General features: G+C 25.6%; 11 protein-coding genes. 1 reads left to right on the top strand and 10 read right to left on the bottom strand.

Annotated elements, in window-relative coordinates:
- Nucleotides 1-10: 10 nt before the first annotated feature.
- The 5 genes from SCULI_RS02475 to SCULI_RS02455 all read right to left on the bottom strand — a co-directional run bounded on the left by SCULI_RS02475 (nt 11) and on the right by SCULI_RS02455 (nt 6,023).
- Nucleotides 11-649 carry a hypothetical protein gene (locus SCULI_RS02475; RefSeq protein ID WP_025363058.1) on the bottom strand — a complete coding sequence of 213 codons (639 nt, stop codon included), beginning with the start codon at nt 647-649 and terminating at the stop codon, nt 11-13.
- Nucleotides 650-1,041: 392 nt separating this feature from the next.
- The gene (locus tag SCULI_RS02470; protein ID WP_025363057.1) at nt 1,042-1,560 is read right to left on the bottom strand and encodes an ECF transporter S component family protein; all 519 of its coding nucleotides are present in this window, start codon (nt 1,558-1,560) and stop codon (nt 1,042-1,044) included.
- 53 nt (nt 1,561-1,613) lie between these two features.
- On the bottom strand, nt 1,614-3,920 hold the full coding sequence (locus tag SCULI_RS02465; protein ID WP_148294460.1) for a RelA/SpoT family protein: 2,307 nt from the start codon (nt 3,918-3,920) through the stop codon (nt 1,614-1,616).
- Between the two features lie 168 nt (nt 3,921-4,088).
- Nucleotides 4,089-5,180 (bottom strand): hypothetical protein, encoded by a 1,092-nt coding sequence (locus SCULI_RS02460; protein ID WP_025363055.1) that lies wholly within the window; start codon nt 5,178-5,180, stop codon nt 4,089-4,091.
- A gap of 327 nt (nt 5,181-5,507) precedes the next feature.
- Nucleotides 5,508-6,023 carry a hypothetical protein gene (locus tag SCULI_RS02455; RefSeq protein WP_025363054.1) on the bottom strand — a complete coding sequence of 172 codons (516 nt, stop codon included), beginning with the start codon at nt 6,021-6,023 and terminating at the stop codon, nt 5,508-5,510.
- 436 nt (nt 6,024-6,459) lie between these two features.
- Between SCULI_RS02455 and SCULI_RS02450 the strand changes: the two genes are divergently transcribed.
- The gene (locus tag SCULI_RS02450) at nt 6,460-8,166 is read left to right on the top strand and encodes an ABC transporter ATP-binding protein (RefSeq protein WP_025363053.1); all 1,707 of its coding nucleotides are present in this window, start codon (nt 6,460-6,462) and stop codon (nt 8,164-8,166) included.
- A gap of 1,443 nt (nt 8,167-9,609) precedes the next feature.
- Here the strand turns inward: SCULI_RS02450 and SCULI_RS02445 are convergent.
- From SCULI_RS02445 to SCULI_RS02425, 5 genes are all read right to left on the bottom strand, one after another.
- Nucleotides 9,610-10,122, bottom strand: a complete 513-nt coding sequence (locus SCULI_RS02445) for an adenine phosphoribosyltransferase (RefSeq protein WP_025363052.1) — start codon at nt 10,120-10,122, stop codon at nt 9,610-9,612.
- A 22-nt stretch (nt 10,123-10,144) separates the two neighbouring features.
- On the bottom strand, nt 10,145-13,804 hold the full coding sequence (locus tag SCULI_RS02440; protein ID WP_025363051.1) for a protein translocase SecDF, variant type: 3,660 nt from the start codon (nt 13,802-13,804) through the stop codon (nt 10,145-10,147).
- A gap of 9 nt (nt 13,805-13,813) precedes the next feature.
- Nucleotides 13,814-14,089 (bottom strand): hypothetical protein, encoded by a 276-nt coding sequence (locus SCULI_RS02435; RefSeq protein ID WP_025363050.1) that lies wholly within the window; start codon nt 14,087-14,089, stop codon nt 13,814-13,816.
- A gap of 61 nt (nt 14,090-14,150) precedes the next feature.
- A complete protein-coding gene (locus SCULI_RS05510; RefSeq protein ID WP_025363049.1) occupies nt 14,151-15,839 on the bottom strand; it encodes a YitT family ABC transporter in 1,689 nt (562 codons plus the stop codon).
- Nucleotides 15,840-15,914: 75 nt separating this feature from the next.
- Nucleotides 15,915-16,325, bottom strand: coding sequence for a hypothetical protein (locus tag SCULI_RS02425; RefSeq protein ID WP_025363048.1), 411 nt, complete (start codon nt 16,323-16,325; stop codon nt 15,915-15,917).
- Nucleotides 16,326-16,333 lie beyond the last annotated feature (8 nt).

The following is a 16,333-nucleotide window of genomic DNA, read 5'->3' as shown; positions in this document are numbered from 1 at the left end:
AAATTAACTACTATACTACATAATTTATTTTTACATTATCAAGACCAAAATAAACTGACCCTTTACCTGCAGTATTAATATTACCATTTCCAGTATTATACGCAAAGTTAGTAATTTCAGTATTTCATGATATTTTACTTCCACTTTTAATAATTTTGAATTCCGCTTTGCCTCTTATACCATCTCCATGTTTTCGAGAATCCTGTGTTCAACCTGAAGAAAAATAATTATCTTGATTTTCTTTTAAGTCTTGTCATTTTATTGTTAAAATTTTATCTCCATCAGCAAAACTAGAAGCAGGAGCATTACTACTTTTTACTTCTGTACTACTTATGTCAAATTCCAAATAAGTATTTTCTAATATTACTTCTTGTGAAATATAATCATAAAGATCTATTGAAAAACTGTTATGTGAAATAGTTTTATAAGTTTCAACTCAAACCCAAGGTGATTTTCCTGCATCAGCTCATAAACCTAAACTATCTTTATAATTTATTGCAACAGTTTTTGATTCAATTGCTCGTTCAATATCTTCAAGTTTTTGTTGAGGTAAAGAATAATATACATCAATATTATTAAAAACAAGCTGTGATGTAGTAGAAATAACTAAAGAAGTCACCGCTAACAAACTTAACATTTTTTCATACATTTAACCTTTCTTTCAACATACCCACCCTACCAACTTAATTAAAGTAAGTAAAACTTTCATAATAATTTTAACATTAAACTAAAAAAGAAATTATTCAAAATTTTGATGGGATGAGTTTTTTAGTTTCAAATAAATAAAAATAGAAACAATAAGTTTCTATTTTTACAACTCAATTTAGAGTATAAATGTAGTATGTTTAACAAGTTTCTTTAACAATAGCATTTTTTTGAAATAAAAGTAATATTCAAATTTCCCACAATTTAAATATTTTCCACTAACTTAAATATTTACATTAACACTCTAAATCCATTTAAATGAACCTGAAGTTGTTTAAAAAATAAGCAATTCTCAAGTTCCTTGCTTATAATACCATTATTTTCAAAAATTTTTTATTAATTTGAAGCAATATTTTCATTTTTATTTTTAAGGTATGCTTTTAATTGAATTGATGAACATATTAAAATAGCGCCAAACACAGTTACACTATATTGAATAATATCTGTAATAAATTCAACCATCACAACTGAAGAATCAAATAAAATATAGGCTACTAATACATATCAAAAAACATGTAAATACGCAATTGGAATAATAAAAACTATTTTTCACTTTAAATAATTTTTAAATATATATACAGTTAAAAAAATTAAAACTTTAATTATGATTGAAAATGGTATATAAATTAATCCTCCAAAAAATAAATCAATTAAAATTGTGGCGCTTAATGAACTAACTGACAAAATTTTTAAACTAATTGTTGATAATAAACAAAAGAAAATAATGTCACTTAATTGAAATATTGACTTATTTAAAATTCCAGCTAAAAAGTATGATGGTAAAGCTACACTAACCATTAATGCTGTTAACAATCCTGTTAATGTAATATCTTTAATTGTGATTTTTGTTTTCATAAATTTAGTTTAACAAAAAAAGATAAAAAAATAGAACCATTTAAAAGGTTCTATTATTCAAAATTATCTCCTGAAGTTAAAGCTCTTGTAACTTTTACAACTCCTGGAACTTCAGAAAGTGTTTTTAAAGTTGAGTTTAGTTGTTCAACTCCCTCAGTTTCAATAATCATACTTCCTTTACCCATAAAGTCTTCTTCACTTGTAATAATTTTGGCTTCAGCAATATTTATTCGTTTTGAAGAAAAAACATTAATAACATCCATTAAAATTCCTGGACGATCATATGTTAAGAATCTAATTTTTGTATTATATCTTTTATCTTTTGTATTTTTAACAATTCATTCAGTTGGTAATAAGTTTCTAACTTTACGAATGTTGACAATATTGACACATTCACTTCTATGTACTTGAATACCCTTAGTTTTTGATAAGAAACTTGTTACATTTTCAACTGGAATTGGAAAACAACATTGTGCAATTGAACAACTAACTTTTTCCATCCCATTAATTCTTAAATCATCTCTACCTAAATTTGATTTGTATTTACGAGTTTTCATATCATTAATTGTTTCAATGTCTGTTAAGTTTTCTTTTGAAACATATACAACATCAACTGCTTCAGGAATTGTAAAGTCACCTTTTGCAACCGACAATAAGAATTCATCAATGTTTTTATAATCTAAAACTTTTAATTTCTTTTGCATTTCTTCAAAAGAGTTAACTTGTCATTTTAAATTGTGAGCTATAATATAGCGTTCAATTTCTTTTTTAGTAGTTCTAATCATTTTTTGATTAGTAATTTCTTCTTTTTTGTCTTCTTCTTTTTTCTTGATTGCTAAGAAGTTTTCAATTGCTTTTCTTGCAGTTGAAGTTCTTACAAATCGCAATCACTTATCTTGAGGCTCAGTATCGTTTGAAGTTTGAATTTCAACCATTTCTCCAGAGTTCAAAGTTGTATTATATGGAGAAAATACCCCATTAATTTTAGCCCCAATTGTGCGATGTCCTACATCTGTGTGAATTTTATAAGCAAAGTCTAAAACTGAAGAACCAAATGGTAAAGTAACAACTTGTCCATCAGGTGTTAAGATATAAATCATAGCAGTTAAATAATCTGATTTAACTGTTTCTTCAATTTCTTGTTCTAATGAATCAACATCCATTTCATATTCACTTTGTTCACCATCAACTGCTAACTTTTCAAGATTCATCAATCTTGTAAACATATCAACTTTTTTGTCAATCTCTCTTTGTTTTGTTGCAATATCAACTGAACCTTCACCTTCTTTATATTTTCAGTGAGCAGCAGCACCATGTTCGGCAATATCATCCATATCTTTTGTTCTAATTTGAACTTCAAAAATAATTCCATCTTTATTTGCTAGTGTTGTATGTAGTGATTGATACAAGTTATTTTTTGGAGTTGCAATATAGTCTTTAAATCTTCCAGATAATGGTGTATACATTTGGTGAATTCACCCTAAAATACGATAACAATCATCAATTGTTCCAGTAATTATACGAATTGCTAAAATGTCATTAATATCTTGAAATGATTTTCCAAAAACATTCATTTTACGATAAATTGAATAAATTGTTTTTGATCGCCCATAAACACTTGCAGAACCAACTGAACCATCAGTTTCAATTTTGCTATTAATTTCTTGAATAATATCATTAATAATTTGATATCTTGCTTCTTTATCTTCTTCAAGTAAAGCAATAATTCTATGATATTCTTCTGGATCTAAAAATTCAAAACTGTAATCCTCTAAAATATTTTTAGCAGATTTCATCCCAATTCTGTGAGCAATTGTTGAATAAATTTCTAAAGTTTCTTTTGCAATTATCTTTTGTTTTTCGGGTTTCATGTATTTTAAAGTTAATAAGTTATGCATTCTATCAGCAATTTTTACAATAATAACTCTAATATCGCGAATCATTGATAAGAATAATTTACGTAAGTATTGAGCTTTCATTTGTGCTCGATTTTCCTTTGTAAAATAGCTCACCTTTGTAACCGCTTCAACAATATCAGCCACATCAGTTCCATATAACTCTTCAATTTCATCAAAAGTTACAGGTGTATCTTCAATTACGTCATGTAAAAGACCAGCAATAATTGTTTTTGGTCCCATTCTTCATTGAGCCAAATAATAAGCTGAAGATAGTGGGTGAATAATAAATGGATCTCCATTTTTACGCTTTTGTTCCTTATGTTTATCTTCGGCAAAATAATATGCTTGACGTACTTCTTCAATTGATTTTTCATTTTTAATATATTTTTTCATTTCTTTAATTAAAATTTCAACGTCACGACATTCAACATAATTAAAAGTTTGGATTTCACCAGTCATCATATACACCTCCCATATAAAAAAATAGTTCTTTTTTTATAATATCATTTATCTATTAAAAATACTACTCAACCATAAGGGTTGTAATGAATCAAATCAAATTTTAAAAACCCCTTAAATTAAGGGGTTTTTATCATATTGTCTATAATAATTTATTTATCTTAAATATTTTTAGTTTATAAAAACATTTTTTACTTTTGCAATTTCATCACCTTTTAAATTTGCAACATATTCAAGCTGATTTGAATCAATATTATATTTATTAATTTCATTATTTAAATAAGAAGTTATATAGAAATTAACATTGTCATATGTAATTAAAGAATTGATATCATCATGTTCTGTTATAAATTCTTCTTTAAATATAGTTCCATCAAATGACATAAATATTTCACCTATAATTTCGCCTTCTTCAGTTATATTATCAATTGTAAAATATATTTTTTCTTCAGTTGAAATTAAATTTTCTGGATAATTGAATTCAAAATTATGATATTCAAAGTAACTTCCTTTATCTTCAAATTTATATAAACCATCAGAAAATTGTATATATAAATTTCCATTAAATATTGTATATTCTTGATTTCAATCTGTTCTTCTTGCTGCATCTAAAATTTGAGACATTAACTCTAAGTTATTTTCTTTTGTATATCGATATAGATATGTATTACCTGTCTGTGGCAATTCATCAATTGTATTTATTAATAATTGATTATTATAATTTAAAAGCGTTAAATTTTGAGTCAATATATTTCTACCAAAATCTAAAACTCCTAAATCATTTAGTTTATTTTCTTCAATTGATCATAAATTTCATGATGCTCCTTCAACATTAAAAGAATATGTAACAAAATATATTATTTCTCCAATAACTTCTACACTTTGTATAAATGTTGGCTTATTATAAGTTACTTTTAAAGTATCAATTTCTTTACCATCAATATTTGATATTCTAATTTTAGAATTAAGTACATTTATACCCTTACCTTCATAAAATTCATAAATAAATTCATTACTATATGCAAAGTCATAGAAATTTCAAGATAAATTAGTTAAAATACTTCTTTTATACATTGAATTTAGTTCATTACTATTTTCATTTATATTTTCAAAATATAAATTTCCTTTTTCATCAAGTGATGAAATTATTTGAGTATTTGAAATTCTATTTTGATCAATTTCTTCATTAATGTTTACTGCCACATTAATAATGCTTGGAGCACCTAACGCAACACTACCCAAAATTGTTAATAATTTAAACATCTATAAAATACCTTTCTTTCTTAAACCCTCCCTACCAACCATAAATTTTTCAAAAATAATTAGAGTCTATATATTAACTTCCAACTACGTTTATTTTTATTAACCTATCTTGTTTGTTTAATTCTTTTATTCCCTCGTCACAAATTGTAGTTGCAGCAACTCCTGATGTAGTTAAAAATCCTTAGGGCATAATAATTTATTTGTGCTCTCTTTCATAAATACTTTACTATCATATTAGAAATAAAGAAAGAAGTTAAAAAGAGAAAAAAATTTTAAAATACATATAAAAAAATCATATACTTTTTTACATAATTAAAAGTATATGATTTATTTTTTAGTTTTAATTTCAATTTCTTCTTTTAAAGTTTTGGCTGCAAAGATCCCAAATATTGAACCAGTTGCAATTGTTATACCACTTAAACCTGCAAAAATAAATAACATTCCCATCATTAATGTTCATACTCCTTCATTAACTGTTGAAGAAACAATAATTAATGGCAATAATGTAGCTATTACTAAAATTATTCCAAAAAATATTCCTACAAAATAGCCAATTCTTTGTTTATAAGCTTTACGTGAATTTATAAAAATTAGGAAAAATGTAATTACTCCAAAAATGATTAATGTAAAAATAAAAATACTAACTCCAATTGAAGCAATTGCCATTAGAGCCTCACCAGAAAGAGAATTTAATCATTCTCCAACATCTTTTAAGGCAGCAAATCCAGTAACAGCTAATTTATGTACACTCATCATAAATACTGCAATTATCATGATTGGTACTAATGAAGCAAGCATAAAGTATGATCCAATATGGCTTAATGTTTTTGAAACTCTATTCATATTAATATTACCCTTCTAAAAAATGTAAATATTTTAAAATATTTACCTTATTTTCAATTTTAACACTTAAATTTTCTTTTAGCATTATCTTGAAACCAAAATTAATGACAAAATTAATAAACTATTGGACTTTAATTTTTTTAAATGTTAGAATTAATTCATTAAAGGGGGTTTTAATGAAAATTATTTAATATTTATTAAAGTTGTTTAAGAAATAAATTTAAATGTTTTTTATTGATTCCAATTTATTAACTGGCCTTAATTTCTAATTATATTTACAATTTAAAAGGAGTTAAGATTCGAATGACAAAAAAAGACAAAAAAATTAAATTTAAAGGCGGATTATTGCCAACAATTATTCACTATTATGCTAAGGAATGAGTATTGTCACTGACAATGCTTGTTTTATGTATAACTATTGAAAGTGTCATTTGTAATGTTACCATTATTAACATTACAAATGACACTTTCAATTATGGAAGAAGTAGCTGGAATTGATCCTGAAGCTTCAGCACCTGCAACTCTTGGGTATTGAGGTCTTCATTGATCTACATTGATTTACATAGCAATAGCAATAATTGCAACTTATTGTGTTTTATCTTTCTTATATGATTACTTTGCATATAAAATGGGTAAAAAAATTGAAATAAGTTTACGTAACCGCTGTTTAGAAACATTGGTAAGACAAGATATTTCTTACTATTCTGATAAAAAAATTGGAGAAATCCTAACTAAAATTATTTCAGATACACAAATTGTAGGAGACCAAGCAGTGCAAGTTCCCCTACAATTTGGTATATCATTCTTTGAAATAATTGGTAGTACAACAATAATGTTTATTCTATCTTGAAATCTAGCATTTGTACCTCTTGCTGCATTCTTTACTATTATTGGTATTATGAGTATCTTCTTTGTTATTACAAAAAGAAAAACAATAAAAGTAAGAGAAGTAATTACCGATATTAATGGTAATGTAACAGATAGAGTTGCCACTGTTAGATTAATTAAATCAAGTGGAACAGAAAACTATGAAACTGAAAGATTTATTAATGTTCATAAAGAATATTATAAAAAAGCAATTACAGTTGGTAAAATTCAAGCATTAATGTTAACAACAATGTGAGGTGGAATCTTTGCATTACAATTTTCAACAATTATTGGGGCGATGTTAATATTTGGAAATGAACAAGCAAAAGCAGCAGATTTTTTCCAAACAACTTTTACAGCATTTACTTTAGCACAAGGAATTATGATTAGTCCATTATTCCAAATAATGAATGCATTATTTGGTCTAGGACAAGCAACAGTTAGTGCTTCAAGAGTAAATCAAACTATCAATTCACCTTCAATTATGAATCCTCATTACTTTGATGGTGAACAAATTGAACAAATTACTGGAGATATTATCTTTAAAGACGTTGAATTTAGATATCCAGAAAAACCAGAAAAAATGGTTTTACCAAAATTTGATTTTACATTTAAACAAGGAAAAAGTTATGCCTTTGTTGGTGAAACTGGAAGTGGAAAATCAACAATTGCAAAACTATTATTAAGATTTTATGATCCAAGTGCTGGACAAATTATTATTAACCAAAAACATGATTTAAAAGATTTAAATCTAGCAAGTTATTTAAAACATATTGGATACGTTGAACAAGATCCCCAAATTTTATTTGGAGATGTGTATGAAAACGTTAGATATGGAAAATTTGAAACAAGTAATGAAGAAGTAATTGAAGCATGTAAAAAAGCTGAACTTCACGACTTGGTGATGACTTGGCCTGAAGGTTATGACACAATTTTAGGAGAACGTGGATTCATGTTATCTGGAGGACAAAAACAAAGACTTGTTATTGCAAGAATGTTTTTAAAAAATCCAAAAATATTAATTCTTGATGAAGCAACAAGTGCATTAGACAACATTGTTGAAAAAGAAATTCAAGCAAAACTTGATTCTTTAATGAAAGGTAGAACAACAGTTTCTATTGCTCATAGACTTTCAACAATTAAAAATGCAGATGAAATCTTAGTTTTAGGAGCAAATGGAAAAGGTATTGTTCAACAAGGAACATTTAGTCAATTAAAAAATACACCTGGTCATTTTAAAAAATTATATGAAGCAGGATTAATTGATCAAGATTAAAAAAAGATGTAGATAAATTCTACATCTTTTTATTTTTTCTAAATAAAAACCACCTTTTCAGGGTTAAAAGGTGGTTACGACTAAAGTCCAGATTAGTATTTATTTACAAACGGTTTAAATAAACAATATAGTCTTATTCTCTAAAATTAGTTTCAAAGCTCAAAATGAAACCAATTTTACTCAATGTATAAATTCTAAAATCGTAAACTTAAAACTTGAAAACATTAAATTTATTTAAGCATCTATATAATCGACTTCGAAAGAATTTATGAAATATTATCATTATTTTTTTATTTATAAGTATATGAGTTTTATTTTTAAAAATTATTTAAGTGGGTATTTTCTACAATTTTTAATTTATACCAAAGTCAAAGAAAGGCAGAAATGACTTTAGTAATTTTAGGTTTTTATGATTAAATTATCTATTATTTTTTGATTTCAATATAACTTTCTATGTGGTAATGTAGCAAATTGACAGTAAGAATACGACAAATTAATTATTCATCACCACAATGAAATAACATTGAATATATATTTCTGGACTTTAATAAGGTTTGTACACAGTATAGTTTGACATTATCTGATATTCTTGCGAATTTGCGAGATGATGACTATGACTTTGACATAGAAACATCAATCTTGTAAATGGCTATAACCTAAAAAGTGGGTATGTTTAAATTATAAAATTTAAACCTTTATAAATTATTCAATTTCTATTAAGTAAATTAATCAAAATAGATCAAATAATACTTAGAAATAGTTGTTTTGTTATTAAACAAGTTAATATTAAACAAAAGCTTAATATTTTCAGTTAAAAAAACAATAGCAACTTAATTAAATTTAAAATAAAAATAATTAAGTTAAAAACACAACTCCCATAAATAAGATTTTCATTTTTAAATTCTAACTCTAATAAATAGAAAATTAGATATAAAAATTATTTTACTTATCCAACGGTTAATTTCGTTTTAATTAATCTACAATTAAAACTCTTTAAATGCATTATTTTGAAATTCATTAACTAATTAAAAGTGATACCAGTAACTTGATTGATATTTCACATATTGCTATATTATTATATAACTTGCATATCTTACTGCATTCCTTTTATACTGGTTTTGGAACCTATCCAAAACCAGTATAATTATATAACTAAATATTAAAATTACAACACATAAAAGTTTATATTTAATATTTATTTTTAATTTAAAAAACTATTATTTTCTTATATTTTAAACATGACCTATTTTATTAATATCTTTTGCCTTTAACCACATTTTAAACTATAAAAGTTGTCTCATTAAAATTCTTCATTTATCTATTATATTTTGTGCCATCATAAATCTCACTTATATTAAAACAAATATCAACACTTAACACAACTCATAATCTACAAAAAAAATATTTCCCACTAGAAGAATTTTCTAGTAAGGGAAATATTTTTTAATATGTTAATAAACTTCTTGGATCATACTCTTCAAATAGCTCTGGTTCATGTAAGAAAGATAAATCAGCTAAGAAAACAATTCCATTAATATTGGCTTCATCTTCTTTAACAAGTTCAATAATTGCTTTCATAGTTCCCCCAGTTGCAAGAACATCATCAACTATTACAACTTTATCACCTTTTTTTAAATCATCTTTATGAATTTGAATGTGACCTTTTCCATATTCTAATTCATATTCAACATCTTTAACTTCTCTTGGAAGTTTTCCAGGTTTTCTAACCAATACAAAACGACAACCAGCTGCATAAGCAACAGCACTTGCAAATAAAAACCCACGTGCTTCAGGAGCCACAATTACATTTGCTCCTTTTTCCTTTACATATTCAACCATTTGATCAACACTATATTTAAATGCTTGGGCATCATTTAATAGTGGAGTTATATCTTTAAAAGTTACTCCTTCAATAGGAAAATTTTCAACATCATATATATATTTTTTTAAGTCCATCTTTGTTAACCCTTCTCAACAATTAATCATTGATTCCTTCAATAATTTGTTCTTCTCCTGTTACTTTTAAACCATTAATAAAACGTTTTCTTGATAAATTATTTCTAATTCTAATTTGTTCAAGTCAAATTCATACAGGAATACATATGAATAATACCACTAAACTTGCAGATACAACAGAAATAATTACGCTTAACCCAAATGAAATAATTGGAGTTAAAGTTATTGATAACAATAAGGCAACAACTGTATAAATTGCACCCACTAATAATGATCTAATAATTGCATATTTAAAAGTATAGGCCATAACTTCTTTTAAGTAGTTATTTTGTTTTGAAACTTTTGTAATTTCAACCTTAATTGCTTTTTTAGCATTTTTAAATTCTAAGTACAATTGATGTTTTTCTTTTTTATATGCCAATTTTTGTTCTTTTCTTTGAACTTTATTTAGTTCTTCTTCTTTAATTTTAATTTTTAAAGCTGATTTTTTTGCAAATATTGTTTCTTTTAAAAGACGTTTTTTATCTTTAATTGAAACTGCAAAGTCAATTTCTTGTTTAAAGTAATTTACTAAACTTTGTTCATCACGACTTGAAATTAAACTTCGTGCTTTTCCAAAGACAACAAACATTGAAATACATACAAATGAAACTGAAACTGTTAAAGATATTAAAGTTGTTACTCCCAATGGAATTTGTAAAGCAATAATCGCTGCTAATGCTAATATTGGAGTAAATACAATTCCAACAATCATAGCAATATAATAAGTTCATTTAAATCTAATAAAGATATAAATTAATAATGCAAGAATAATTACAAAACTTGCAATTATTAATTGAAGAGCCATGTTTTGGAATGTAAATGGACGAATACGTTTTGCAATGTATCCACCTTCAGTTGTTAATGTTTCTTCTTTTGAAATTTGTGCAATTTGTAAGAATAAATTTTTAACAACAGCAGATTGTCTTGAATTTGCAGTATTAATTGTAAGTGTAACTCAAGGAATTTCATTTTCTGCATTAGTAGATCCAGTAATATAATCAAATGAATCACCATAATTTAAACTAAAATTGTGGTATTCATAAGTTCTTGAACCAGAATTTGCTAAGATATTAATTGTTTCTGGATCTTTAAATAGTAAATCTAAGAATAAAGCTACACGATACTCAATTTCATAACCATCTTCATTTTCATTAATTTTTTCTAATGCTGTTCTAAAGTCTTCACTAACTTCAGGATTTTCAGCAACAACAGTTGCAGCAGTATCTAAGTTCTCAACTTTTGTACCTCAGAATGTATATTCTGTACGATATCCAAAAGTTGAATCATAATTTGGTCCAAGTAATCCAATAAATAATGCTCCAATTGAAGCTAATGCTAAAAATATTATCATTAAAAGTTTTGAACCATGTTTAATTGTTTTTTCAACTCTTCTAACTTTAACTTTATCTTGAGTTTGAAGCACAATTTCAGATTCTTGTTCAATAATTTTTTCACTATTATCATCTAAAACAAATTGTAATTCATTGATTTTTAATTCAAGTTTTAAAATTTGTTTTTTATTTTTTTCACCATCAAGCTTAGAAATTTTTGCTTCAAGCTTTGCTATTTTTTGTTTAATAGTTGCTTGATATTTAGCTTCCATTGCTGCATTTTTTGTTTCATGTTTGTGATCAATTAAAGCAATTTTTTCTTCAATTTTATGAATTTTATCTTCGATTACTTTTAATTTATCATTTGAAGCTTCAGATTTCTTCAATTTTTCAGCTTTATCTTTTAAGTTTTTTAATTTGTAATTTAAAACAATTTTTCCTTGGTTAACAAAATCAGTATTTAAAGCAAATAATCAAGGTTTATTATTTAATCAGTTTGTTGATAATAACATTCGATTTAAAATAGTTGCTCCAATAATTGCTAGTGCAATTGAGAAGAATGAACCCATTAAAATAATAATTGCAAATGATTGAATTGCATTTGATGTTATTCAAAATAGAGAGATTGATGGAATTATTAATGAAATTAATATATCAATCGCTAAAAAGATATTCTCTTTAATTGAAATCATAAAACTAGATTTAATATTTCGATGTTTGGTATAGGCATTAAACTTCATGTTTTCAAAAATAATTGAAAAGATTTCTAAGTTTACTGCAATTATCATAATTATTGCAATAATTGCTTCAACTCCAAGAGTTAAACCAAATCATGTTGTTGACATTAATGTTAATCCTGTAATTGCCAATATGACTGCAATCATAAACATTCCCAAAATTCTGTATAAGAATGCTGAATAAATCATTAATGCTAAAACAACAATTCCCATAAAAATTAATGCAGTTGTTAACATAATTGAAGTAATTGTTCCATCAATCATTGAAACATTATTAACTGTGAAAATATATCCTTGAGATGATGCATTAAAAATTGATGTTGCAATTCTTGCTTTAGATTCTGGTTGACCTGAAAATTCTAAGATTAATTTATTATTCTCAATATAACCAGGAGTTGCTACCGTTTTTGTGCTTGAAACAGTTCCAACAAATAATCTATAACTATCAAGTCTTGTTGCCATAGATTTGTAATCATTTTGAACTGATGGTCAAATTGTTGAATAAACAAATTCAAACATCATTTTATTAATAATTGAAAATGCCTCTTTAGTATTTGAAGCTAATACTGTTGTTGAAGAAGAGTTTGTTGTATAACCAACAACTTCACTTCCATATTTTCCATCAGCCTTAAAGTCATCAGTTGTTGCATTTGGATCATAAACATATTTTGAAACATCACTTAAAAATTCAAAATCATTATTAATATAATTAATGAAATCATCTTGTGTAATATTTTGGTTTGTAATAATATTTACATATTGTCTTGTTGCAATTCCCCCTGATGAAGAACTTTGATAAGTTGCTGCAAATAAATCTGCGATAATATTTTTAATTTTGTTATCTGAAGTTGTATTATATAGTGATCTCATTGGTGTTAAAATAACATCAAAATAACTCTTAACTTTTGCTCTTTGATCTTTTCCTTCAACTAATAAATATCAGTTTCTTATATCATTATAAAGTCCATCAGTATCTAGCATCATCGCTAGTTTTTTTTCAGTTACTTCCTCTGTAAAAATTGAAGAAGTAAATTCACTTCCATTTAAATCAAAGGCAAGTGCAGGATTTTTACCTGAGTTTGTTGTAATTGAAATAGTTTTTGCAGAAGTAAAGAACTCATTAATTCCTTTTCTTTCATCTCCGCTAAATTGTAAGTCATCTCCGCTCTCATCTAAGATGATAGCTCCCCCACTTCTTTGAATCTGGTTTTTAAAGACAGTTTCTGAAGCATAAGCATCTACTGGTGATAAGACTTTTAAATAATTTAGTCCCGCAGTTTCAACAATAATTTGGTTTGTTCCCATTGGATTTAAACGTTGTTCTAATGATTTTGCCGCTTTTTTAGCATCCCCATTTGGTTGACCATCATTATTTTGTTCTTCATTAGCATCATCAACAGCAACTAAGGCTGAATAATAGCCTTTAAAATCAGTTCCTAATTTATAATTTTCAATGAATTTTTGTGAACTAAAAAATATACCAACTACTAGTGATAATAAAATTATAAACATACCAATAAATCTAAATATGTTTGTTTTATTTATAGGTTTTTTTGGCGATTTGTTATTCACCGCAATCACTTATCCTTCTAATATAGATTTTAAATCCATTTCAATTGTATTTGAATCATCTTTAATATTCTTAAAATTTAAGTATTCATATAATTTGTTTACTTTAATATTCATTATATAGAAAGCAGCATCATTAACATCCCTAATCTTATTATTTTTTAAAATTACTTCAACAATATAATTGTATAAATCTTGATGCGATATATTTTTAATCTCATTTTTAATTTCACTAAGTTTGAGATCTAACATTTTAGATATAATTTCTTGCATTTGTTCTCTATTCATACAATCACCGTACTTAAACATTATACAAAAAAAATACAATAAATATTAAATTTATTGTATTTTATTTATCATTATTTTTAGTTTTTGTTGGCTTTTTGAATTGTTTTCGTTGTTGTTTTTTATTTAATCTTTCATTTTCTTTATTGAATTTAACAATTGCAATTTGGCGGATTTTTTCAAGTTCACTATCATCTGTAGTCACTTTTCGATGAATAATATCACGATCATCATTCTTTTTAATCTCATAGTTAAAAATCCCTTTAACTGCTTTTGTTTTTAAAATATTAATTTTAACTTGGGGATCAACCATAAAGACATCTCTTTCAAGTTCATCTCAATCCATTACAGACATTGCCACCATTATAATTGATCTGTGCAAATAGTTGTGATTAATTCTATTTGTTCCATCTCATGAAACAATATCATTTTGAAAACCTTTATTTAATAGTAATTTATTAATTTCTTTTGGATTATTTGTTGTAATCAAGTATGTTCTAACTTTATATTTTGGATATAATGCATTTGTAATTAATCCTGAACATAGAACTAAGGCAATTGAAGCAAATAAAGATGGTCCAAAAATAAACATAAATTTTAATCTTATTAAAACATTTGTTGGTAAAGTGACATCTTTACCAAAACCAGTTTTAGACACGTATTCAACTAAATATTCATAGTAAGCACGATTAGAGCCATTAACTGCTAAATTATTTTCACCACCAAATTGTTCAAAGATTGCTTCTTTTAAATCAATATTTTTACTGTTTCCAATTAAATCACCTAATCCCATATTATAAGCAAATACTGGATCAATAACATTATTTTCAACATCAATTGCACCATGTTTTATTGCATGAGTTATCATGTCATTCAATAAACCTGAAGCTTGACTATCACTTAAGGATGTAAAAGCATTAATTTTAATATCAGGATTAATATATTCAACTGGTAAAACTGCAGTATTTAATGTAATAACAACTGCTAAAATTACAAAATTAACATTTCGATTTAATGTTCCAATTGGTTTTGAACTTTTTTTAGAAATATATACTGTTAAAAAATCCAATCCCCCTGTTGAAGAACCAACTTTGTAAACAAATGAATAAGATCAACCAACTAAAATTCCCCCAAGTGAACCAAAGATAAATAATCAAATTCCTGTATTTCATGAGTTTGAAATTGATTGTAATAATTGATAATTGACAATTAAATGAAATGAAGCAGGATTAATAAAAGGCATCAATTGCAAAGTTTGGTCAAATGCAATTTGCAATAAGATATACAAAATTGTTGTAAAGGTAAATTTTTTACCCAATTTTAAATAACCAAATATAAATAAAGGTGCATTAATTGCAAAGTAGTAAATAAAGTAAAATGATCCTTGACTTGCAATTGAATCAGGGAAAGTTAATACTGAAAAGAATCTTGCAAGAGCACCAATTCCTGCTGGAAATAATCCTGTTCTTCCCGTTGCAGAAATAAAGTAGTCAAATGCAATTGTATTAATTAAGGCAGCTAACATAATTGCTGTTAGATCTCGCAAAAATTTAGTTCTAAAATATGATTGTACTAATAAGATTTGTTCTCTTTTTGAAATAACTTTATTTTCAATATGAGATAAATCAATTTGGCCTTCATGTTTTAGAAGTTCTTTAGCAGCTTTTTTGATTTCTTTTTCTTCTTCTTTAGATCTAAACTCTTCTTGATGAATCTCTAAATCCTCAATAGTGATATTTTCTTTTGTGTCCATTAGCAATTTTTTCCCTATCTTAATTAGTTTTCTAAAAGTATTGTAATATAAAAAAAATATTTTTTACAAAATATTTTATTTATTATATTCATCTTTTTTTTGACGTACATTTGATAATAAGTTTCCAAATCCAGCTTTATCTGCATGTCTTTCTTTTTGTCTTTTAAGAATTAATTCTCTTAAAACATCAGAGTCATATTCACTTTTTCCAGCTGCTTTTGCTTTATTAATTATATTTTCTTCTTCTTGTTGTTCAGGATCAACTCAACCCTGTGGGCGACTATTTTTATTTTTAACATTATTAATAATACTTAGTAAATCTGTTTGACCAACTTTTTGATCATCTTTAATATTTATATAACTATGTTTTTGTTCTTTAATTTCTTCTTCATTTTCAAGATGTTGTTTAGAAAGCTCCATTAACTCTTCAAATGCTAATTCTGCTGTTTGATCTGCAGATAATGTCTTTTTATTTTTTTGATTCATCAAAATCA

It is taken from the genome of Spiroplasma culicicola AES-1 (assembly GCF_000565175.1).
GTDB lineage: Bacteria > Bacillota_I > Bacilli_A > Mycoplasmatales > Mycoplasmataceae > Spiroplasma_A > Spiroplasma_A culicicola.
The sequence above is the reverse complement of the archived record's forward strand: the minus strand, read 5'-3'. Positions and strand labels throughout refer to the sequence as shown.